At 57.2% G+C, this 21,611-nt stretch carries 14 protein-coding genes; 13 read left to right on the top strand and 1 reads right to left on the bottom strand.

Annotated features, from left to right (window positions below; genetic code table 11):
• Positions 1–87: 87 nt before the first annotated feature.
• From KGB03_RS00725 to KGB03_RS00665, 12 genes are all read left to right on the top strand, one after another.
• Entirely contained in the window at positions 88–1,593 is a 1,506-nt protein-coding gene (locus tag KGB03_RS00725; RefSeq protein ID WP_223525882.1) for a PhoPQ-activated protein PqaA family protein, read from the top strand.
• 107 nt (positions 1,594–1,700) lie between these two features.
• Complete coding sequence (locus KGB03_RS00720; protein ID WP_223525881.1) at positions 1,701–5,765, top strand: hypothetical protein; 4,065 nt, start codon at positions 1,701–1,703, stop codon at positions 5,763–5,765.
• 77 nt (positions 5,766–5,842) lie between these two features.
• On the top strand, positions 5,843–7,138 hold the full coding sequence (locus tag KGB03_RS00715; RefSeq protein ID WP_218535114.1) for a glycosyltransferase: 1,296 nt from the start codon (positions 5,843–5,845) through the stop codon (positions 7,136–7,138).
• Between the two features lie 139 nt (positions 7,139–7,277).
• Positions 7,278–8,141, top strand: coding sequence for a phospholipase (locus KGB03_RS00710; protein WP_223525880.1), 864 nt, complete (start codon positions 7,278–7,280; stop codon positions 8,139–8,141).
• 78 nt (positions 8,142–8,219) lie between these two features.
• Positions 8,220–9,125 (top strand): AraC family transcriptional regulator, encoded by a 906-nt coding sequence (locus KGB03_RS00705; protein WP_223525879.1) that lies wholly within the window; start codon positions 8,220–8,222, stop codon positions 9,123–9,125.
• A 344-nt stretch (positions 9,126–9,469) separates the two neighbouring features.
• The gene (locus tag KGB03_RS00695; protein WP_223525878.1) at positions 9,470–10,780 is read left to right on the top strand and encodes an ABC transporter substrate-binding protein; all 1,311 of its coding nucleotides are present in this window, start codon (positions 9,470–9,472) and stop codon (positions 10,778–10,780) included.
• A gap of 175 nt (positions 10,781–10,955) precedes the next feature.
• Positions 10,956–11,882, top strand: a complete 927-nt coding sequence (locus KGB03_RS00690; protein ID WP_046055095.1) for a carbohydrate ABC transporter permease — start codon at positions 10,956–10,958, stop codon at positions 11,880–11,882.
• Positions 11,883–11,892: 10 nt separating this feature from the next.
• Complete coding sequence (locus KGB03_RS00685; RefSeq protein WP_111450004.1) at positions 11,893–12,723, top strand: carbohydrate ABC transporter permease; 831 nt, start codon at positions 11,893–11,895, stop codon at positions 12,721–12,723.
• A 165-nt stretch (positions 12,724–12,888) separates the two neighbouring features.
• Complete coding sequence (locus tag KGB03_RS00680) at positions 12,889–13,992, top strand: ABC transporter ATP-binding protein (protein ID WP_111450005.1); 1,104 nt, start codon at positions 12,889–12,891, stop codon at positions 13,990–13,992.
• Between the two features lie 16 nt (positions 13,993–14,008).
• Complete coding sequence (locus KGB03_RS00675) at positions 14,009–15,481, top strand: mannitol dehydrogenase family protein (protein WP_223525877.1); 1,473 nt, start codon at positions 14,009–14,011, stop codon at positions 15,479–15,481.
• A 158-nt stretch (positions 15,482–15,639) separates the two neighbouring features.
• On the top strand, positions 15,640–17,136 hold the full coding sequence (gene xylB, locus KGB03_RS00670; protein WP_223525876.1) for a xylulokinase: 1,497 nt from the start codon (positions 15,640–15,642) through the stop codon (positions 17,134–17,136).
• Between the two features lie 13 nt (positions 17,137–17,149).
• The gene (locus tag KGB03_RS00665; RefSeq protein ID WP_223525875.1) at positions 17,150–18,094 is read left to right on the top strand and encodes a carbohydrate kinase family protein; all 945 of its coding nucleotides are present in this window, start codon (positions 17,150–17,152) and stop codon (positions 18,092–18,094) included.
• 109 nt (positions 18,095–18,203) lie between these two features.
• Here the strand turns inward: KGB03_RS00665 and KGB03_RS00660 are convergent, their stop codons facing one another.
• Positions 18,204–19,505, bottom strand: a complete 1,302-nt coding sequence (locus KGB03_RS00660; RefSeq protein ID WP_223525874.1) for an OprD family porin — start codon at positions 19,503–19,505, stop codon at positions 18,204–18,206.
• 241 nt (positions 19,506–19,746) lie between these two features.
• Between KGB03_RS00660 and KGB03_RS00655 the strand changes: the two genes are divergently transcribed.
• Positions 19,747–21,611: type VI secretion system tip protein VgrG (locus KGB03_RS00655; protein WP_223525873.1), on the top strand; the 1,865-nt coding region annotated here is incomplete at its 3' end.

Raw genomic sequence — 21,611 nt, 5'->3', positions numbered from 1 at the left:
CTCTGACCTGTCAACTCTGACAGTAGAAAAGGCCGCCCGCCTGGCGTTTGATTGGACCGGTGATCCCACTCATAAGGAACCGAGTCCATGCCGAGTCGAACCGAACGCTACGCACGTTATTTGAGAATCAGCGGATTGTCGTTGATGCTCATCGCCGGATATGGTTGCCAGTCAGCCTCTTCCGACAATCCCCAGCACTGCTTTGAACAGAGCGGACAGGCGTTCAGCGAAGTATTGAGCTGCTATCGCAAAGCCGCAGCGACGCAACCGCTGCGCTACATCAGCAAGGGGCAAGAGCAACAGCCCGGCGTCAACATCCGGCGCTTCGAGCTGATGTCACAGTCCTGGGGCCAGAGCGGTCAAGTCGCCCCGGCAGACTGGATTCACGGAGTCGACCTGTACATTCCCGACCACGTAAAGGGGACGCGCGCCGTGCTGGTCGCCAACGACGGCGTTAATAACCCTTTGCCCGGTGGGTCCCCGGGAGCACCCAATAACTTTTCGCAGCAAACACTGCTCAACATTGCCCGGCAAACCGGTTTGATCGTAGTGGCTGTCAGCAATGTCCCTAACCAGTATTTGACCTACAGCGATGACGGCGTGCGGCGCATAGAAGATGACAGCGTTGCCCGCAGCTGGGACCTATTCATGCAGGCCCCGGAACAACAACCCTTTATGTCGCTGCATGTGCCAATGATGGAAGCGCTGGTCAAGGCCATGGACCTGGCGCAAAAGGAAACGCAGCCAGGCCAGGTGGTGAGTTTTCTGGCTACCGGCGCGTCGAAACGCGGTTGGGCGGTATGGCTGTCTGCCCTTGCGGACTCACGCGTCGATAGCATCGTGCCGTTTGTCATAGACGTCTTGAATACGGACAAAGTGTTCGACCAGACGGCTCTGGCTTACGACGGTAACTGGCCTCTGGCGTACTTCGACTACCACTCGCAAGGCGTGATCGCCCAACGCAAGAGCGAGCCGTTCAAGAAGTTGCTGCAAGTCGAAGATCCGATGAACTATCGAAATCTATCCGGCTACATCGACCGCTTGAAGATCCCGAAATACATCGTCAACGCCAGTGGCGATGACTTCTTCATCCCGGATGCTTCACGCCAGTATCTTATGGATCTGCCGGGTGACAATACACTTCGGGTCATTCCCAATGCCGCCCACGATGTGCGGGCGTTTGTTGAAGCGAACCTGATTCCTTACATCAAGCGGCGGCAGGCCGGCAATACCGCACCGAGGTTAAAGGCACAGGAACAGCACCTGGACGCCACATCGACCACGTTGCAACTGACCTTGTCCGAAATGCCAATCAGGATGACCCAGTGGACAGCCCACAACCCAAAGGCCCGGGACTTCAGGTACAACTGCGGCGTGCGCTACACCGCAGCACAGTTGCCGGCCTCCACGGAAGTCCATGCGACTCTCCGTGCTCCCAAGGTGGGTTGGAGCGCAGCGTTCTTCGAGGCTGAGTACGCAGACGGCGTTATCGAAACGACGATGGTCAAGGTTCTGCCGGATACGTATCCGAATCAGGCACCACCCGCCGATGAGGCGTTTTGCAGAACACTACCCCCCACCCTGGGTCAGTGAATCAAGACACGACAATCTCGACCGTTTTGCTCAGTGGAGTTGTCGTGTTTCCTTAACTGTCCTTGGTCATTCATTTTCTTGCGCCTGCCGCCGGAGCGTTCAGCTCAGTGCCACGCTTGCTGTCGCTTAATACAACATCAATAACTTACCTCCCCCTGAAACTGATTCTTCTCTCCAATAATTTGCCGCCTGTCGACAAACATTTTCTATTTATTACCCCTGGATCGTACGCCTTCGCAAATAAACACAACTCATCAAACTTCGCTATCGAAATACGCACTAACACAACGCTCTTTGCTTCCCAGATCGAATTAAAAGAGTATTTCCGCCAACTTTCAACCCACACAAAGTCAACGGATTTACTTATGAGCAGCATCATCACCTCACCCCCTCCGACACCTGACAACTTTGAGCTGACAAAAACAATTCGAGGTGAACAAGAGGATTTTATTCGTGCACTTGAAATTATCATCCAGGGCGCAGAAGACAATGAACCTGTTGATCTTTCGAACATCCATATTCCCCACCGCCCAGGCACTCCGTTTGATGAGGCGTATGAGCCAGGAAGAGTGCTTCTGGAAAAAATGGTTCACACTTCCGACTTTTCCAAGCTCAGCGAAGCCCTGACTATTTTTGACAAAGAAACTTGCCTTAGAGTCAATGTGCGCGGTGATCTCGATGTTCGCCGACACACCCCCTGGATAAGCCTGAGGGATGAATTTAGATATTTTCCTGGTCTCGAACATTCATTATCAGTGATAGGTGAATTGGCAGAGATGGCGGGCGGTTATATTTACTTCAACGACCCTATTAGCGTTGAACAGTGGCTAACCTTCCATCAGTTCAATATCCCGAAGACGGTGGGCGAAACAAAAAACCTGATCAGGTTTCTACACCTCGATTTACCCGATGCCTCTCCGGTTGGTAACTACTGGCAAGCAATCTCGGGCGCTGAAAGCTCCCCGTTTTTGCTGAGCGCAGCGGAACGTGAGCGAGTGATGGCGCTCACCCGTGAGGTGTTCAAGCACCCTCATGAAATTCTGGAGGAGCTCGCTCGACCAGTCATTTCAGATAAATCCATCGAACAGGTGGAAGCGGGAGCCGGTTACCTGCTGGACCAGATCCTGGAAACCGAGAGAGCAATAGAATATGGACGCGAATACCTCGCCGCTGTGGAATGGTATGGCACCCATGATGGACAAGACGCCTGTAAAGAACACGTACAGTCGTTGCTGTTGGCAGCGGTCATCCTTGGGTTTGATTCATCGGCTGGCCAAACACGAAATCAGATCGCAGGCTATGACCTCTATCAGCCTGGTAACGTTGATCGTAGTCCCCTCGCTGTTCGTGGCGATCTTGAAGATCACCTCGCCGGATTGAACAAAGAGGCAGGCCGTGCGACACCGCTGGCTTCGTTTATCCTCCTTGCGGGTATCGCGCCTGAGTTTCTCGTCAGGGACCTGCCCGAGTCATTACGACTGGGCTCCCCGGCCTGGGTCACATTCAGTCAGGCCGTAGCGTTGGCCGAGCTCAATGACCCCGGATCGTCTCGGATGATGACGTACAGTCAGCTGCTGGACTTTGCGGCGCTTGAGCCTGTGACTTCAGAACTCTCGCTGCTACACAGTGTTGTGGCGATCAACCCTATTATCAACTGGGCAGCATTAAATGGAGTGATTTCGGCTGATACGCATGGCAATTACAATGAACACGCATTGCATGTTGCGACTTCCGCCTTCAGCGAATATATCGGTCACTTCGATAGTGTTATCCATGCACTCACCAGCCCTCTGCCTTCCCGGCAGGCCCTCGCACTTTCACAGTTGCAAAAAGAACTTCCGGGGTGCGACTATCTCGACAAAAAAATTCTGGTACAGGCAGGGAAAGGATTTTACGCCAATCGCGGATCATCACTAAAGATGTCGATGGTGGATTTGCACATGTCTGATGATCTTGCATCAGGTGAGTGGAACCGAAGTGGCACCAGCATTTATAAGTCTTTCCCGCAAATCACATCGTTGTATCCCGTGAGTGAGCTGTTTGAGCCCGCATTCGATGCCTACTATGAAAAACTTGAAGCCGGTGTCGTCACTAATATAAAACTCGCCCTGGCACAGTTGCCCGATCAGGATCGGATCGCACTTCAGGTGGGCGAAATCAGTTTTTATACGATTCGAGAGTCGGTAGCGGCCCTGCACAGCACGCCAGCCAGTTCAGTCGGTCTTGTCGGCGTGAACACCAAACCTGCGCAACGGACAGAGAGACAGATCGACAAAGACGCGGCCATCTGCCGTTACGGAATAGTCCTCTGTGCGACTTACCAGGGCCGCGTCAGCTGTTATGAAGTGTTCACTCTGCGCGGCGAATGTCGAAAAAATACCAGGCTGGGTCGCTTACTTGTCGACTCGGGCAAATTAAATTCAACTTCCCGGTTGGACTTCAAGGGGAACTTGACTGACCCAAGTCCAGCGGTCGCCCCCTTTCACTTGCCGATTGATTTCGTCGCTTACAGTCAGGGAGTTGCACCTCGAGACGATATTTCCAGTAAGGCGGTGATCGAAAAACTCGGAGTGCTGTCTGTCCCGTCGATACGTCCACCCTTGAGCAGTAGTCCATACCATAGCTTTTGCACCGAACAGTTTGAGGCTATCGCTCGCTTCATCTTCAAGCACCGCCCCTTCGCGACGTATGAAGAGCTGTACCGCAATGCCGAGGGTAGAACGGCGCTGGAGCTTGAGCGAGAAAAAGCCGAGCGCATAGGCACCTTCATCATTGATTTGATTGTGCCGTTCAAAAAATGCATTGAGGACCTCTCTTCGGATGACAAGACGCGCCAGGCTGAAGGTGCCGTCGGGTGCATCATCGATGGGCTTGCGATTCTCGCGGTGGTGATCGGTGTCCCTGCACAGTTTGCGAACGCAGCAGCCAAGACCGCCTCCCTGGCCGCAAAAACCGCCCACTTGGCCAGGATTGGTGTCGGTGTGACGCTCTCAATCCTCAATCCTTTGGATGGCACGCCTCAATTGTTGTTTGGTGGTGTCAATCTGCTTAAAAAGGGTTTCCTTAAATTGAGCAAACAGGGAGCGGTTGCCCTGGACAACGCGACGTTTCAGCTGCAACGGCTCACGGGACGCGCACAATCCTATGACCTGTTCAGGGCGGCCAATCGTACGGATGTCAGGCAAGGTACATGGCAATCGCTGGGAGACTCTGCTGAAGCTGTATCAATTTTGGCTATTCGCCACAAGCACCAGTGGTATGCCCTCAATCTGCGGACTGGCGAACCGTGGGGCCCCGCTTTGAAGAACTTTCGTGTCACCAATGATTTGGTGCGAGTACCCGGCTTGCATCGAGTCATGCCTAAAAGCTATGCACGAACCGTCATCACCAACGCGTTACCCATTGCGGGCCAAAAAATCGACTTTGCAATTGACGTACTGGGCAAGCGAATTCACGACGGCGACAGCAAATTCGTACTCAAGGCGTTCTTCGGTTCGGACTCGGATGAGGTGATCGAATGGTATCTGGACGGTCTCAAAATCATGAGAGACGATCTCAAGACTGTCTCGATCAGTAACTTCACGGTTGATGGATCCAGCGCAGGGGATGTAATGGGCGGACTTTACACCAATCGCTACAAGGCTTGGCAAGCCTCTACGAAGGCAGATCAAGCACACGAACAATTCATAGTGTTCTATGCCGACCAACTAAATCATTACTACCGACGCATGAAATACGACGACAGCAGAATCGCTGACATATTGGTGCACGAAATGTCTCATGGCGGGCCAGGCACTCTGGATTTTTTCTACGCAGACAAAAGTCTTAGTAAGTCCTCGGGGCTGGGTGACACGGAAGTATCCGAATTGCTCAATCTGGCCAAGGGTAGTGAGTATATTGCCCCCTCCAGCAGGCTTGCCGGTAAAGATGTCGGAGTGCTGCTCAACCCATCGGAGGGTGACATCGTGCCGTTTCTAAACGAGGCGCCCGGTTTACTTAATGCTGACTCCCAAGCCGTTGTTACTTCGTTACTGAGTCAGTCGGTGACGAATGCTCCGGCTTTTCAAGCCAATCTCTCCCATCTACGCGCAATGTTGAAGGAAGCCGGAAACAAGCGCATTACCGGACCTATACGGCTGAATCTAGGACAGGGTTCCATTCCCGTGAGGTGAACTTCAGTTCGGTCTGCTGTGATTTAATGGCGCCCCCTCTCTCGCGCCCATCTACCTACATCAAGGAATACCGGTTCATGACCCAGCCCCACGCAACCAAAGTCCTGGTCATCGGTTACGTCTGGCCCGAGCCCCGTTCTTCAGCGGCCGGTGGGCATATGATGCAAATTCTCGAGACTTTCTTGCAGCAAGGCTGGGACATAACTTTCAGTAGTCCGGCCAGCTCCGGTGAGCATCGGGCAGACCTGACGGTGTTGGGCATTCGCGAAGTTCCGATCGAATTGAACAACAGCAGTTTCGACACGTTCATCAGCGAACTGGCCCCGGATATCGTTTTGTTCGATCGGTTCATGATGGAAGAACAGTTCGGCTGGCGAGTTGAGAAGCACTGCCCGGATGCCTTGCGCGTGCTTGAGACTTCCGACCTGCAAAGCCTGCGAGATGCCCGCCATCAACGCCTCAAGGAGCGTTTGAAGGCGAGCGACGACACCAATGACTTCAATGAGCTATTCGCGCCAGCGTTACGTGAAGAGTTTGAGCTCATGGCCGAGACCGATCTGGCCAAACGGGAAATCGCAGCGATTTATCGTTGCGACCTGAATCTGATGATTTCTGAAGTAGAGATCGAGTTGCTGGTCGAGCAATTCAAGCTGCCGCGCCACTTGCTGCACTGGTGCCCGCTGATGGTCGATCTACCGAGCGTGCCACCGGTTTCTTTTGAAGACCGCGCGCACTTTCTCAGCATCGGCAACTTCCGACATGCGCCGAACTGGGATGCGGTGCTCTGGATGAAAACCACTATCTGGCCGCTGATCCGCGAACAACTGCCAAAGGCTCAATTGCACATTTACGGTGCCTACACACCGCCCAAAGCGACGGCATTGCACAACCCCGGCCAGGGTTTTCATGTGATGAATTGGGCGCAAGATGCATTGCAGGTCATGTCTGGCGCGCGGATTTGTCTGGCCCCCCTACGCTTCGGTGCCGGAATCAAAGGCAAAATTGTCGACGCCATGTTGTGTGGCACGCCCACCGTCACAACGCCAATCGGCGCAGAAGCGATGCATGGCGAACATCTCTGGCCGGGGGCTGTGACCCGAACGGCACAGGCGTTCGCCGAGTGCGCGGTTCAGCTGTACAAGGACGAGGCTCTGTGGACGGATGCCCAATCCCAAGGGAAGACATTGCTGGCCGATCGTTATCGACAATCGGAGCATGGTCCGGCACTGATCGAAAAACTGTTGCATTGCCAACAACATCTGGCACAACTTAGAAACGACAACTTTATGGGAAGTATGTTGCGTCATCACCATCACAAAAGTACGCAATACATGGCGCAATGGATTGAGGCAAAGAATCGGAATCCGCGATAGAACTTACGCCAACAACAAACATTTTGCATTATCACTATTATTGACCGAGCCTGACACTCAACTTTATAAGTACCCAGCCAAACTTACTTAAGTTCGGCGCCATCAACCCTTCTTATAAATTAATGCAAGGATGCATTAAATGAGCAACTACGCCAATAACAACTGGATGTCCGCCACGCCAGCCATTAACACTTTATCCCTCAGCGAACTGACGCTGCCTGGCACTCATAACGCCGGCTGCGACTGGAAAGCGCCCTGGCCTTTTTTCGGCCCTCCCCCCCACTGGGTGGCCTGTCAGCATGAATCGTTCTATAGCCAACTGTGTCATGGGTCTCGAGTACTTGACGCCCGCCTGATCTATGACGCCGCTGCCCCGGGGTTAGGAAAATTCATATTTACACATGACAGTCATCGCTCTAATCGCACGCTGGGAAACCTGATAACCGACCTAAATAGATTCCTTATGGAAAATCCAGATGAGTTTGTCATTGTGGACTTTCACCAACTCAAGAATGGCGAGCATCCATTTGACTTCAAATACTTCAACGACATGATGTTGAGGTTTATCGACCACCGGATGATTCCTGTCCAAAACCAGGGCCTGAGCCTTGAGAGACTCAAGCAAATCAGCCCACTGCAAAGGATACTGGTCGCCGCTCCATGGCACAGCGCTCTTGATCGAACTGTATTTCACGAGCAGATCAGGCACAAATGGTCTGGCAGCGGTATCACTAACGCCGCTGATTTGAAGCAGCACATTATTAATGTACTGAAATACCCGCCAGGCACAGGGGCACCGTGGTCACTTTCCGCCACCAGTTACAGCGCGCTCGGTGGCCCCGTGGATATTCATGACGAGCTTGATTCCTGGTTCGATCCGAATACCAGCGACTGGGCGTCAAAATGCAACATCATCAACGTCGATTTCATTGAAGAGTCCAACATCGTCTCTTATTGCCGAACGGTAAACCTGATGAAAGCGCGCGATCGGGTCCCCCGTTAGCGAAAGTCGTGGCAGGCTGGCACAGCAGGCGCCAAAAGAGGCATGATCGAACAGCGATAACAAGAAAAGCATCCTGACATGACCCGAACAGCCCGCGTGACAGACCCCTCCTACGAATTGATGGACGACCACAACGGGTTGTCCATCATCTACCGTCAGCACGGATTCCCTTGCCCGCTGGTGCGTTGGCATTTTCACAAGGAATACGAACTGCATCTGATCGTCGCCAGCTCCGGCAAAGTATTCATCGGTGACTACATCGGTAATTTCTATCCGCAATCGCTGTTCCTCACCGGCCCCAACCTGCCCCACAACTGGATCAGCCAGGTGACCGAAGACGAAGTGGTGCCCAAGCGCGACATGCTGGTCAATTTCACGGACGAGTTGTTCGACAGCGGCCACTTGGTGTTTGCCGAACTCAAGGCACTGGCGCCACTGTTGGAGCGCGCCCAGTACGGCATCGAGTTTCGCTGCAAGCACACCATCCGCCAGGCCATGACCTTGATGCAGCGTATCGCCGATACCCAAGGCGTGACGCGTCTCGGGCACTTTTTCATTCTGCTGGAGTTGTTGGCCGCCTCTGACGACTATCAGCTGCTGTCCGGGGCCACGACGCCGCAATTGGCCGACGAGCACAATATCGATCGCACCAACCGGGCGGTGGATTACATCTTCGCGCATTACGCTCGGGAACTGCCGCTGGAAGAAGTCGCCGAGCACTTGGGCATGAAGCCGACCTATTTCAGTCGAGTGTTCAAGCAAGCCACCGGCCGCTGCTTCATCGAATTCGTCAATCGCCTGCGCATCAGCAAATCCTGCGAGCTGCTGGCCGATGGCAACAAACCGGTCACCGACGTGTGTTTCGAGTCGGGCTTCAACAATATTTCCAACTTCAATCGGCGCTTCCAGCAGCTCAAGGGCATGACGCCATCGCATTACCGACGGTTGGCGGTGCAGCGGTTGACCGAACAAAACCTTGGTTAACCACAAATCCCTGTGGGAGCGGGCTTGCTCGCGAAAGCGGTGGATCATTCAACAGTGATATTGACTGACACGACGCCTTCGCGAGCAAGCCCGCTCCAACAGGTCAAGACCTGTTTTAGCACTGAAAACCTGTACGTATTCAATAGGCTTTAACCGCTGAAAACCCGTCCCCTGCACCTCTCCCCTCAAAGTCCAGTGCAAAATAGTATCGATTGAAGTGCGATGGATGATTTGTCACGTCATCAATTGAAGGCTGTAATCAGTGCACATTCTTCCTGCCGTCGGAAGACACAAAAACAATAACTGTCCTTCTGTACCCGCTGGGTGCAGAAAAGGAGTGCACGATGCAACCTTCTGTAAAAGCTCTGCTTGCCCTCACCTGCATGACCCTCAGCAGCGTCAGCCTCGGCGCCCAGACCCTGACCATCGCCACCGTCAATAACAGCGACATGATCCGTATGCAAAAACTCTCGAAAACCTTCGAAGCCGAGCATCCGGACATCAAGCTCAATTGGGTGGTGCTGGAAGAAAATGTCCTGCGCCAACGCCTGACCACCGACATCGCCACTCAGGGCGGACAGTTCGATGTGTTGACCATCGGCATGTACGAAGCCGCACTCTGGGGCGCCAAAGGTTGGCTGGAGCCGATGAAGGATTTGCCGGCGTCTTATGCCCTCGACGACGTGTTCCCGTCGGTGCGTGAAGGCCTGTCGGTCAAGGGTTCGCTGTATGCCCTGCCGTTCTATGCCGAAAGCTCCATCACCTATTACCGCACCGATCTGTTCAAGGAAGCCGGGCTGACCATGCCCGAGCACCCGACCTGGACCCAAATCAGTGAATTCGCCAGCAAACTCACCCATAAGGATAAAGAACAGTACGGCATCTGCCTGCGCGGCAAGGCCGGCTGGGGCGAGAACATGGCGCTGATCACCACCGTCGCCAATGCCTATGGTGCGCGCTGGTTCGATGAGCAGTGGAAGCCGGAATTCACCGGCCCCGAGTGGAAGAACGCGCTGAACTTCTACGTCGACACCATGAAAAAATCCGGCCCGCCGGGCGCGTCGAGCAACGGTTTCAACGAAAACCTCGCGCTGTTCAACAGCGGCAAATGCGCCATTTGGGTGGATGCCAGCGTCGCCGGCTCCTTCGTCACCGACAAGACCCAAAGCAAGGTCAGTGACCACGTCGGTTTCACCTACGCACCGCACGAGACCACCGACAAAGGCTCGGCCTGGTTGTATTCCTGGGCGCTGGCGATTCCGACCAGTTCCAAGGCCAAGGACGCGGCGAAAACCTTCAGCGCCTGGGCCACTTCCAAGGAATACGGTGCGTTGGTTGCCGAGAAAGACGGCATCGCCAACGTGCCGCCAGGTACTCGCGCTTCGACGTACAGCGATGAGTACATGAAGGCTGCGCCGTTCGCCAAGGTGACCCTTGAATCGCTGAAAGCCGCGGACCCGAGCAAACCGACCCTCAAACCCGTGCCGTACATCGGCATCCAGTTGGTGACCATTCCTGAATTCCAGGCCGTGGGCACCCAGGTCGGCAAATTGTTCTCGGCAGCGCTGATCGGCCAGACCACGGTCGACCAGGCCCTGACCGCTGCCCAGTCAACCACCGAACGTGAAATGAAGCGCGCCGGTTACCCCAAGTAACCCCCTTTGCGGGTACCCCCCGCTCCCACTGGTGAAACACAATCACTGTGGGAGCGGGCTTGCTCGCGAAGACGGCGCTTCATCCAGCATCAATATTGCCTGACACACCGCTTTCGCGAGCAAGCCCGCTCCCACATTAGATCTTCATAGGTCTGCATGAATCGGTTCTATCACCATGAATATTTCAACTGCCAAAGCTCACATGGACATTCCCCAACCGGTGCGTAAAAGCCGGTTGGCCAACCCCGGCTGGTTTCTGGTCAGCCCCTCGGTGGCGTTGTTGCTGCTGTGGATGATCGTGCCGCTGGGCATGACCGTTTACTTCTCGCTGATCCGCTACAACCTGCTCTACCCCGGCGAAAACGAGTTCGTGGGACTTGAGAACTTCAGCTACTTCCTCAGCGACTCGGGGTTCCTGCCCGGCGCCACCAACACCTTGCTGCTGGTCGGCAGCGTGCTGCTGATCAGCGTGGTGTTCGGCGTGTTGATCAGTGCGCTGCTGGAGGCCAGTGAGTTTCTCGGTCGCGGCATCGTGCGGGTGATGCTGATCTCGCCGTTTTTCATCATGCCCACCGTCGGTGCGCTGATCTGGAAGAACCTGATTTTCCACCCGGTGTCGGGGATTCTCGCCTACGTCTGGAAGCTATTCGGCGCGCAGCCGGTGGACTGGCTGGCGCACTACCCGCTGCTGTCGATCATCATCATTGTGTCCTGGCAATGGCTGCCCTTTGCGATCCTGATCCTGATGACCGCCATGCAGTCCCTCGACCAGGAGCAGAAGGAAGCCGCGCGCCTCGACGGTGCTGGGCCGATCGCGATTTTCTGGCACCTGACCCTGCCGCACCTGGCCCGCCCGATTGCCGTGGTGGTGATGATCGAAACCATCTTCCTGCTCTCGGTGTTCGCCGAAATCTTCACCACCACCAACGGCGGCCCCGGCTACGCCTCGACCAACCTCGCCTACCTGATCTACAACCAGGCGCTGGTGCAGTTCGACGTCGGCATGGCGTCCGCCGGCGGTTTGATCGCGGTGGTGATCGCCAACATCGCCGCCATCGTGCTGGTGCGCATGATCGGCAAAAACCTGACAGACAAAGCCTGAGGCCTGCGCCATGACCCTTCAACAATCCCGCCGTCTGCAAAGCCTGCTGCTCGGCACCCTGGCCTGGGCCATCGCGATCCTGATCTTCTTCCCGATCTTCTGGATGGTGATGACCAGTTTCAAAACCGAAATCGATGCGTTCGCCACGCCGCCGCAGTTCCTCTTCACGCCGACGCTGGAGAACTACCTGCACATCAATGAGCGCAGCGACTACTTCAGCTTCGCCTGGAACTCGGTGGTGATTTCCTTCAGCGCTACCGCCCTGTGCCTGCTGATCGCGGTGCCGGCGGCCTACTCGATGGCGTTCTACGAAACCAAACGCACCAAAGGCACGCTGCTGTGGATGCTCTCCACCAAGATGCTGCCGCCAGTGGGCGTGCTGATGCCGATCTACCTGTTGGCCAAGAGTTTCGGCCTGCTCGATACGCGCATCGCGCTGATCGTGATCTACACCCTGATCAACCTGCCGATCGTGGTCTGGATGATTTACACCTACTTCAAAGACATCCCCAAGGACATCCTCGAAGCCGCGCGCCTCGACGGTGCCACGCTGTGGCAGGAAATGGTCCGGGTGCTGTTGCCGATCGCCAAGGGCGGTCTGGCGTCCACGGTGCTGCTGTCGCTGATCCTGTGCTGGAACGAGGCGTTCTGGTCGCTGAACCTGACCTCGTCGAAAGCCGCGCCGCTGACTGCGTTGATCGCCTCGTACTCCAGTCCCGAAGGGTTGTTCTGGGCCAAGTTGTCGGCGGTGTCGACCCTGGCCTGCGCGCCGATCCTGATCTTCGGCTGGATCAGCCAGAAACAATTGGTCCGCGGCCTGTCGTTCGGCGCCGTGAAATGAAGATCGCCGACTCAACGCGACCACTGAGGGAGCGAGCCTGCTCGCGATGGCGGAGTGTCATTCAACAGTGATGCTGACTGACACGGCCTCATCGCGAGCAGGCTCACTCCCACAAAAAAAGCCCGCACGGCTCAACTGAATAACAACAAGTGGAGGCCCATCATCATGGCCAACCTGAAAATCAAGAATCTGCAAAAAGGCTTCGAAGGCTTTTCCATCATCAAGGGCATTGATCTCGAAGTCCGTGATAAAGAATTCGTGGTGTTCGTCGGCCCGTCGGGCTGCGGCAAATCCACCCTGCTGCGCCTGATCGCCGGTCTGGAAGAAGTCAGCGGCGGCACCATCGAACTCGATGGCCGCGACATCACCGAAGTCAGCCCGGCCAAGCGCGACCTGGCAATGGTGTTCCAGACCTACGCCCTGTACCCACACATGAGCGTGCGAAAAAACATGTCGTTTGCCCTCGACCTGGCTGGCGTACCGAAAGCCGAAGTCGAGAAGAAAGTCGGCGAAGCGGCGCGCATCCTCGAACTGGGGCCAATGCTCGAACGTAAACCGAAACAGTTGTCCGGCGGTCAGCGTCAGCGCGTGGCCATCGGCCGGGCCATCGTGCGCAATCCGAAAATCTTCCTGTTCGACGAGCCACTGTCCAACCTCGACGCCGCCCTGCGGGTGCAGATGCGCCTGGAACTGCTGCGCCTGCACAAAGAACTCAAAGCCACGATGATCTACGTGACCCACGACCAGGTCGAAGCCATGACCATGGCCGACAAAGTCGTGGTACTCAATGGCGGCAAAGTCGAACAAGTCGGCTCGCCCCTGGACCTGTATCACCAGCCGGCCAACCTGTTTGTCGCCGGGTTCCTGGGCACACCGAAAATGGGCTTCCTCAAGGGCAAAGTCACCCGCGTCGAAAGCCAGAGCTGCGAAGTGCTGCTGGATGCCGGCACCCGCATCACGTTGCCGCTGAGCGGCGCCAACCTGAGCGTCGGCGGCGCGGTCACCCTGGGCATTCGCCCGGAGCATCTGAATCTCGCGCAATCCGGCGACTGCACCTTGCAGGTCACCGCCGACGTCAGCGAACGCCTGGGCAGCGACACCTTCTGCCACGTGGTGACCTCGTCCGGCGAAGCGCTGACCATGCGCGTTCGCGGCGACTTGGCCAGCCGTTATGGCGAGTCGCTGAGCCTGCACCTGGACGCTGAGCACTGCCATTTATTCGATGCTGACGGCGTGGCGCTGACCCGCCCGTTGCGCGCTGCGGCCTGATTTTAGAGAGCATCTGATGAAACTGAATAAACAGAACCTCAACCGCCTCGCCCCCGAGGTGGTCCTGCCCGCTTACACCCTGAGCGACACCCACCAAGGCATTGCGCACATCGGCGTCGGCGGTTTCCACCGGGCGCATCAGGCGTATTACACCGATGCGTTGATGAATACCGGCGAAGGTCTGGACTGGGCGATTTGCGGCGTCGGCCTGCGCGCCGAAGACCGCCGCGCCCGGGACGATCTCAAAGAGCAGGACTACCTGTTCACCCTGTTCGAGCTGGGCGATACCGACGACACCGAAGTCCGGGTCATCGGCGCGATTCGCGACATGCTGTTGGCCGAAGACGGCGCGGCAGCGCTGATCGACAAACTCGCCAGCCCCGAGATCCGTATCGTTTCGCTGACCATTACCGAAGGCGGCTACTGCATCGACGACAGCACCGGCGGGTTCATGGCCCAGCTGCCGCAAATCCAACACGACCTGGCGCACCCGAACGCACCGAAAACCGTGTTCGGTTTTCTCTGCGCCGCACTGGCCAAACGCCGTGCAGCCGGCACACCGGCGTTCACCTTGATGTCCTGCGATAACCTGCCGCACAACGGCGCGGTCACTCGCAAAGCGTTATTGGCGTTCGCCGCCCTGCGTGATGCCGATCTGCGGGACTGGATCGCCAGCAACGTGAGTTTCCCCAACGCGATGGTCGACCGCATCACGCCGATGACCAGCACCGAACACAAGCTGCAACTGCACGACAAACACGCCATCGACGACGCCTGGCCGGTGGTCTGCGAACCCTTTGTGCAGTGGGTGCTGGAAGACAAATTCGTCAACGGTCGGCCGGCCTGGGAAAAGGTCGGCGTGCAGTTCACTGACGACGTCACGCCTTATGAAGAGATGAAGATCAAACTGCTCAACGGCAGTCACCTCGCACTCACTTATCTGGGTTTCTTGAAGGGTTACCGCTTCGTTCACGAAACCATGAACGACCCGCTGTTCGTGCGCTACATGCGTGCCTACATGGACCTGGACGTGACCCCGCAACTGTCAGCCGTGCCGGGGATTGACCTGACCGAGTACAAAAACACCCTGGAGGCGCGCTTCTCCAACCAGGCGATTGCCGATCAGCTGGAGCGCGTGTGTTCGGACGGTTCGTCGAAGTTTCCGAAGTTCACTGTGCCGACGATCAATCGATTGATCGCGGATGGACGAGAGACGACGCGTGCGGCATTGGTGGTGGCCGCTTGGGCGTTGTATTTGAAGGGCGTGGACGAGAATGGCGAGACCTACAACATTCCTGATCCGCGGGCGGCGTTCTGTCAGGCGTTGGTGGCGGATGATGCGTTGATCACGCAGCGGTTGCTGGCGGTTGAGGAGATTTTTGGTACGGCGATCCCGCATTCGCCCGAGTTTGTGGCGGCGTTTGAGTGGTGCTGTAACAGCTTGCGGGATGTCGGTGTGTCGCGGACGTTGGAGCGGGTGTTGGCGTAAGTACGACGGTGAACCTGCTGCCGTCTTCGCGAGCAAGCCCGCTCCCACATTAGATAGCTGGCGTACGCAACATTTGTGGCCACCTCAGGTCAAGTGTGGGAGCGGGCTTGCTCGCGAATGGCTTCACCGAGATCGACCTGACACACCAAGGATCTTCCATGGCAAACCAACAACTATTCCTCGGCATCGACTGCGGCACCCAAGGCACCAAAGCCATCATCCTCGACGCCGTCAGCGGTCAGGTGCTGGGCCAGGGTGCCGCCGCGCACAGCCTGATCACTGGCGCCAACGGCCGTCGCGAGCAAGACACCACCCAATGGCTGGAAGCCTTCGCACTTGCCACCCGCCGTGCATTGCTCGCGGCAGAGGTCGATGGCCAGGACATCCTCGGCATCGGCATTTCCGGCCAGCAACACGGGCTGGTGCTGCTCGATGATCAGGGCCAGGTGCTACGTCCGGCCAAGCTCTGGTGTGACACCGAATCCACCCCGGAAAACGACCGCCTGCTGGCCCATCTGGGTGGCGAAAAAGGCTCGCTGGAACGCCTCGGCGTTGTGATCGCGCCGGGCTACACCGTCTCCAAACTGCTCTGGACCAAAGAACAACACCCGCAGATTTTCGCTCGCATCGCGCGCATCCTGCTGCCCCACGACTACCTCAACTATTGGCTCACCGGCCGCAGTTGCAGTGAGTACGGCGACGCCTCGGGCACCGGGTATTTCAACGTGCGCACCCGTCAATGGGACTTGCAGCTGCTGCGTGACATCGATGCCACCGGGCGACTGCAAGCCGCGCTGCCGGAGCTGATCGACGCTCATCAAGCCGTCGGCACGATCCTGCCGAGCATCGCCGAACACCTGGGCATCAACCCGCAGGCGATGGTCTCCAGCGGCGGTGGCGACAACATGATGGGCGCCATCGGCACCGGCAATATCAAGCCCGGCGCAATCACCATGAGCCTCGGTTCATCAGGTACGGTGTACGCCTATGCCGACCAGCCGACAGTCAGTCCGGACGCTTGCGTCGCAACGTTCTGCTCCTCCAGCGGTGGTTGGCTGCCGCTGATCTGCACCATGAACCTGACTAACGCGACCGGGGTGGTTCGCGAGCTGTTCGAGCTGGATATCGAACAGTTCAACGACCTCGTCGCGCAAGCCCCCATCGGCGCCGAAGGCGTGTGCATGCTGCCGTTCCTCAACGGCGAGCGCGTCCCCGCCCTGCCCCATGCCACCGGCAGCCTGCTGGGCTTGACCATGACCAACCTGACCCAGGCCAACCTGTGCCGCGCCGTGGTGGAAGGCACGACCTTCGGTTTGCGTTATGGGCTGGACCTGCTGCGTCAGAATGGCTTACAAAGCCGCAGCATTCGCCTGATCGGCGGCGGCTCAAAAAGCGCGGTGTGGCGGCAGGTCGTCGCTGACATCATGAACACCCCAGTCATCTGCACCGAACAAAGCGAAGCCGCGGCCCTTGGCGCCGCGATTCAGGCGGCGTGGTGCACGTCCTGGGAAAACGGGCATGAAGACAGCCTGGAGGATCTATGCGAGCGCTGCGTGAAGCTCGATCCAGCCAGTGAAACCTTGCCGATCGCAGACAATGTGGCGGCCTGTCAGCAAGCCTACGAACGCTATCAACAGCATGTCGCAACCCTTTAAAGAGTGAATAACTATGTATCTGGTGTGTGGCGAAGCGCTGTTCGATTTCTTCAGTGAAGACGACGCCAGCGGCCTGGCTTCAAAAGTGAATTTCAAGGCGATTGCCGGCGGCTCGCCGTTCAACGTGGCGGTGGGTTTACGCCGTTTGGGGGTGGATGCTGCGTTGTTTGCCGGCCTTTCCACCGACTATCTTGGTCGGCGCTTGCAGCAGGTGCTGCAGGATGAAGGCGTGCGCGCGGATTACCTGGTGGATTTCGCTGCGCCTACAACCCTGGCGATGGTGGCCGTCGGTGCCAATGGTTCACCTCATTACAGCTTCCGGGGTGAAGGCTGCGCGGATCGTCAGTTGAAAACCGAGCATCTGCCGGAACTGGGCCCTGAGGTACGCGGCCTGCACATCGGTTCGTTTTCGCTGGTGGTGCAACCGATTGCCGACACGCTGTTGGCATTGGTGCGACGGGAAAGCGGTAAACGCTTGATCAGCCTTGATCCCAACGTACGGCTCAACCCTGAGCCGAATATCGACCTGTGGCGTTCGCGTATTGCCACCTTGGTTGAGCTGGCCGACCTGATCAAAGTCAGCGATGAGGATTTGAGCGTGTTGTACCCCGAGCAGGATCCGCAACGGGTCATTGAAGGCTGGCTGCAGCATCGCTGTCAGTTAGTGTTTCTGACCCGTGGCGGCGAGGGGGCGACGGTGTTCAGCCGTCAGCATGGCTCCTGGTCGGTACCGGCGAGTTCAGTGAAAATCGCCGACACCGTGGGCGCTGGCGATACGTTCCAGGCGGCGTTGATTACTTGGCTGACGGAGCAGCAGCTGGATTCGGTTGAGGGTGTGCAGCAGCTGAGTCGTGAGCAGATTGATGCCATGCTCAAATTCGCGGTGCAGGCGGCAGCGCTGACGTGCAGCAAGACCGGGCCGGACTTGCCATATCGCCAACAGCTGGAAATGCGCTGAATGTGATGGCCTCTTCGCGAGCAAGCCCGCTCCCACATTGGATCTCGGTCAAAATGTGGGAGCGGGCTTGCTCGCGAAGGCGGTGTAACTCACACCGCCAGCCTCACTGTCAGAGCACCGAAAAGTTGTAACTCACAATCAACCGGGTCTCATCCACATCCCGGGCAAACTTCTCGTAGTTGGTCCGGTACGTCGCATTGCGCAACCGCAGGCTGACATCCTTGAACGTCCCGCTCTGCACCACGTACTTGAGCTCGCTGTCGCGCTCCCATTCCTTCCCTTCCTGATCACTGCCCAGCACCTTGATATGGTCACCGTTCACGTAACGGGTCAGGAAACTCAGCCCATTAATGCCAATCGCCTTGAAGTCATAGTCGTAACGCAGCTGCCACGAGCGCTCCTGTGCAGCAGCGAAGTCGTTGACCTGTACATAGTTGACCAGGTACGGATTGGTCCCATCCAGATACGGCATCGAATTGTCGCCGTTCATGCGCTGCCAACCGGCGCTGAAGGTGTGGCCGCTGATGGCGTAAGCAAGCATGCCGCTCAGGGCACGGTTGTCGATGGAACCTGCACGAGCAGCGCCGCTGTCGGCACTCTTGAGCAATCGAAGGTCAGCCTTGAGCACGCCCTCGCCCAACGGCTGGTTGGCCAGCAAGCCTACAAAGTGCTGACGGTAAATGTCCTCCAGCTCGGCATAGTGATACTGGCCGGTCAGACGCTCGTTGATCTTGTAGTCAAAGCCGTACATGTCGAAATGATCGGCGGTGACATTGCAGGCATAACGCTTGTTCTTGCAGTGCACGCGGATGTCCTGGGAATCGGTGGAATCCCGGGCGGTGTACTTGTCCAGCCGCGCCGCCATAAAGGTCAGGTCCTTGACCTCTTTGGACGTGAGCATTGCGCCGTTGAACATCGTCGGCAACAATCGACCGTCGTTGTACTTGAGCAACGGCACGTCGGGCAGCAATGCGCCGTACTTCAGCACACTTTGCGAGACGCGCACTTTGGCGGTCAGCCCCAGTTTTGCGTATTGGTCTTTCGACCCCCGCGGATCCTGCCCCGTGGACGGCAGCAAACCAGTGTTGCTGCTGTCGGCGCTGGAATCGAGCTTGAGCCCCAGCATGCCCAAGGCGTCGATACCGAAACCGACGGTGCCTTCGGTGTAACCTGATTGCAGATTGAGAATAAAACCTTGGGCCGACTCTTCACGTTTCGAAGCGCCCTGCTCGGTGGACGTGTGCCCATCCCGAAAGTCGCGATTGAAATACACCGTGCGCGATTCGAGTTTCGCCGTGGTGTCGTCGATAAAACCGCTCGCAAAGGCCGACCCGGTAAAACCGGCGCACAGGACTAAAGCGCCGAAGCCGAGTGACTGGCGCGCGGTGATGAGAATAAAGGGGGGACGCATGAAAAAAAGCTCCAACAGTGCAGCGTTTGCGCAAGGCGCAATAAGCCAGAAAATAGCCTTCAGCCCGGACAAGTAACTTGCCAGGATGAAGTGGACACACAGAAGTGAGCGGCGATGATGGCAGAAGGCTGTTACAGGCTACAGACGACTTTAGTCGGTAAATGACCATTCGTTTCCTTGAACGAGGCGCTTTAATCCTGCACCATCCGCCCCAGCTTATTCAAAGGACGGAATTAAAGGCATGCTGGACGCGAACGCAACCCATATTTCCCTGACGCTGGAAGGCGTTTCCGTTGACCTTCAGGTACTCAGCTTCGTCGGTCGCGAAACCCTCAACCAGCCGTTCTGTTTCGACATCGAACTGGTCAGCGCGCGCCCCGACCTGAAACTCGAAGAGTTGCTGCACAAGCCCGGCTGCCTGACCTTCGGCGCCACCGGCAAAGGCATCATCCACGGCCTGGTGTACCGCATCGAGCAAGGCGATTCCGGCAAAAGCCTGACCCGCTACAGCATCAGTCTGGTGCCACAACTCGCCTACCTGCGCCACAACCATGACCAGCAAATTTTCCAGCATTTAAGTGTGCCGAAGATCATCGCTCAGGTCCTCGAAGCGCGCGGCATCCTGGCCGATGCCTACAGCTTCCAGCTCGGCGCGATCTACCCGGAACGCGATTACTGCGTGCAGTACGACGAATCCGACCTGCATTTCATCCAGCGCCTGTGCGAAGAAGAAGGCATTCACTTCCACTTCCAGCACAGTGCCAGCGGCCACAAACTGGTGTTCGGCGATGACCAGACGGTGTTCCGCAAACTCGCGCCCGTGGCCTATCAGCAAGACTCCGGCATGGCCGCCGAGAAACCGGTGATCAAGCGCTTCAACCTGCGCCTGGAAACCCGCACCACCCGCGTCAGCCGTCGCGATTACGACTTCGAGAAACCGCGCATCCTGCCCGAGGGCTCCGCCAAAAGCACGTTCGCCCCGGACCTTGAAGACTACGACTACCCCGGCCGCTTCACCGACCGCGAACGCGGCAAGCAACTGGCAACCCGCGCCCTGGAACGCCATCGCAGCGACTACAAACTGGCCGAAGGCAAAGGCGACGAGCCAACCCTGGTCAGCGGCCACTTCATGGCCCTGAGCGAACACCCGCGCGCCGAGTGGAACGACCTCTGGCTGCTGCTGGAAGTGGTGCACGAAGGCAAACAGCCGCAAGTGCTCGGCGCAAACGTCACCAGCGACGTCACCCAGAACAAAGACGATTTCCACCAGGGCTACCGCAACCGCTTCCTCGCCACCCCGTGGGACGCGCACTTCCGCCCTGCCCTCGAACACCCGAAACCCAAAGTCCTCGGCAGCCAGACCGCCATCGTCACCGGCCCTGCGGGTGAAGAAATCCACTGCGACGAATACGGTCGCGTCAAAGTCCAGTTCTACTGGGATCGCGAAGGCCAGGCCGACGACAAGACCAGCTGCTGGCTGCGCGTCGCCACCGGCTGGGCCGGCAGTGCCTACGGCGGCATCGCCATCCCGCGCATCGGCATGGAAGTGCTGGTGTCGTTTATGGAAGGCGACCCCGACCAACCGCTGATCACCGGCTGCCTGTACCACAAGGAAAACGTCGTCCCCTACGACCTGCCGGCGAACAAGACCCGCAGCACCTTCAAAACCCTGAGCTCACCCGGCGGCAACGGTTACAACGAGTTTCGGATTGAAGACAAGAAAGGCGCGGAACAGATTTATCTGCACGCTCAGCGGGATTGGGATGAAAACATCGAGCATGACCAGAAGATTCGCGTCGGCAACGAGCGACACGACACGGTCGAGGCCAATGTTTTAAGCGAATTCAAGGTTGAAGAACATCGCATCACCCACCTCGACCGCAAGACTGAAACCCGGGCGGATGATCACCTCACCGTTGGCGTGACTCAGCATGTGAAGGTGGGGACGGCGCAGTTTGTCGAGGCCGGCCAGGAGATTCACTACAACGCTGGGGAAAAGGTTGTGGTTGAGGGCGGCATGGAGCTCACGGCCAAGGCTGGTGGGAGCTTTGTGAAGGTGGATGCGGGGGGCGTGACCATTAGTGGTGCGCAGGTGAAGGTTAACTC

It is taken from the genome of Pseudomonas sp. BF-B-26, from assembly GCF_019956495.1.
Taxonomy (GTDB): Bacteria; Pseudomonadota; Gammaproteobacteria; order Pseudomonadales; family Pseudomonadaceae; genus Aquipseudomonas.
This window is presented reverse-complemented; position numbering and strand designations above follow the sequence as displayed.

What these genes read in the sequence shown, in the direction of transcription:
- KGB03_RS00725 (WP_223525882.1), top strand. Translation starts at nt 88, where the DNA reads ATGCCGAGTCGAACCGAACGCTACGCACGTTATTTGAGAATCAGCGGA.
- KGB03_RS00715 (WP_218535114.1), top strand. Translation starts at nt 5,843, where the DNA reads ATGACCCAGCCCCACGCAACCAAAGTCCTGGTCATCGGTTACGTCTGG.
- KGB03_RS00710 (WP_223525880.1), top strand. Translation starts at nt 7,278, where the DNA reads ATGAGCAACTACGCCAATAACAACTGGATGTCCGCCACGCCAGCCATT.
- KGB03_RS00705 (WP_223525879.1), top strand. Translation starts at nt 8,220, where the DNA reads ATGACCCGAACAGCCCGCGTGACAGACCCCTCCTACGAATTGATGGAC.
- KGB03_RS00695 (WP_223525878.1), top strand. Translation starts at nt 9,470, where the DNA reads ATGCAACCTTCTGTAAAAGCTCTGCTTGCCCTCACCTGCATGACCCTC.
- KGB03_RS00690 (WP_046055095.1), top strand. Translation starts at nt 10,956, where the DNA reads ATGAATATTTCAACTGCCAAAGCTCACATGGACATTCCCCAACCGGTG.
- KGB03_RS00685 (WP_111450004.1), top strand. Translation starts at nt 11,893, where the DNA reads ATGACCCTTCAACAATCCCGCCGTCTGCAAAGCCTGCTGCTCGGCACC.
- KGB03_RS00680 (WP_111450005.1), top strand. Translation starts at nt 12,889, where the DNA reads ATGGCCAACCTGAAAATCAAGAATCTGCAAAAAGGCTTCGAAGGCTTT.
- KGB03_RS00675 (WP_223525877.1), top strand. Translation starts at nt 14,009, where the DNA reads ATGAAACTGAATAAACAGAACCTCAACCGCCTCGCCCCCGAGGTGGTC.
- xylB (WP_223525876.1), top strand. Translation starts at nt 15,640, where the DNA reads ATGGCAAACCAACAACTATTCCTCGGCATCGACTGCGGCACCCAAGGC.
- KGB03_RS00665 (WP_223525875.1), top strand. Translation starts at nt 17,150, where the DNA reads ATGTATCTGGTGTGTGGCGAAGCGCTGTTCGATTTCTTCAGTGAAGAC.
- KGB03_RS00660 (WP_223525874.1), bottom strand. Translation starts at nt 19,505, where the DNA reads ATGCGTCCCCCCTTTATTCTCATCACCGCGCGCCAGTCACTCGGCTTC.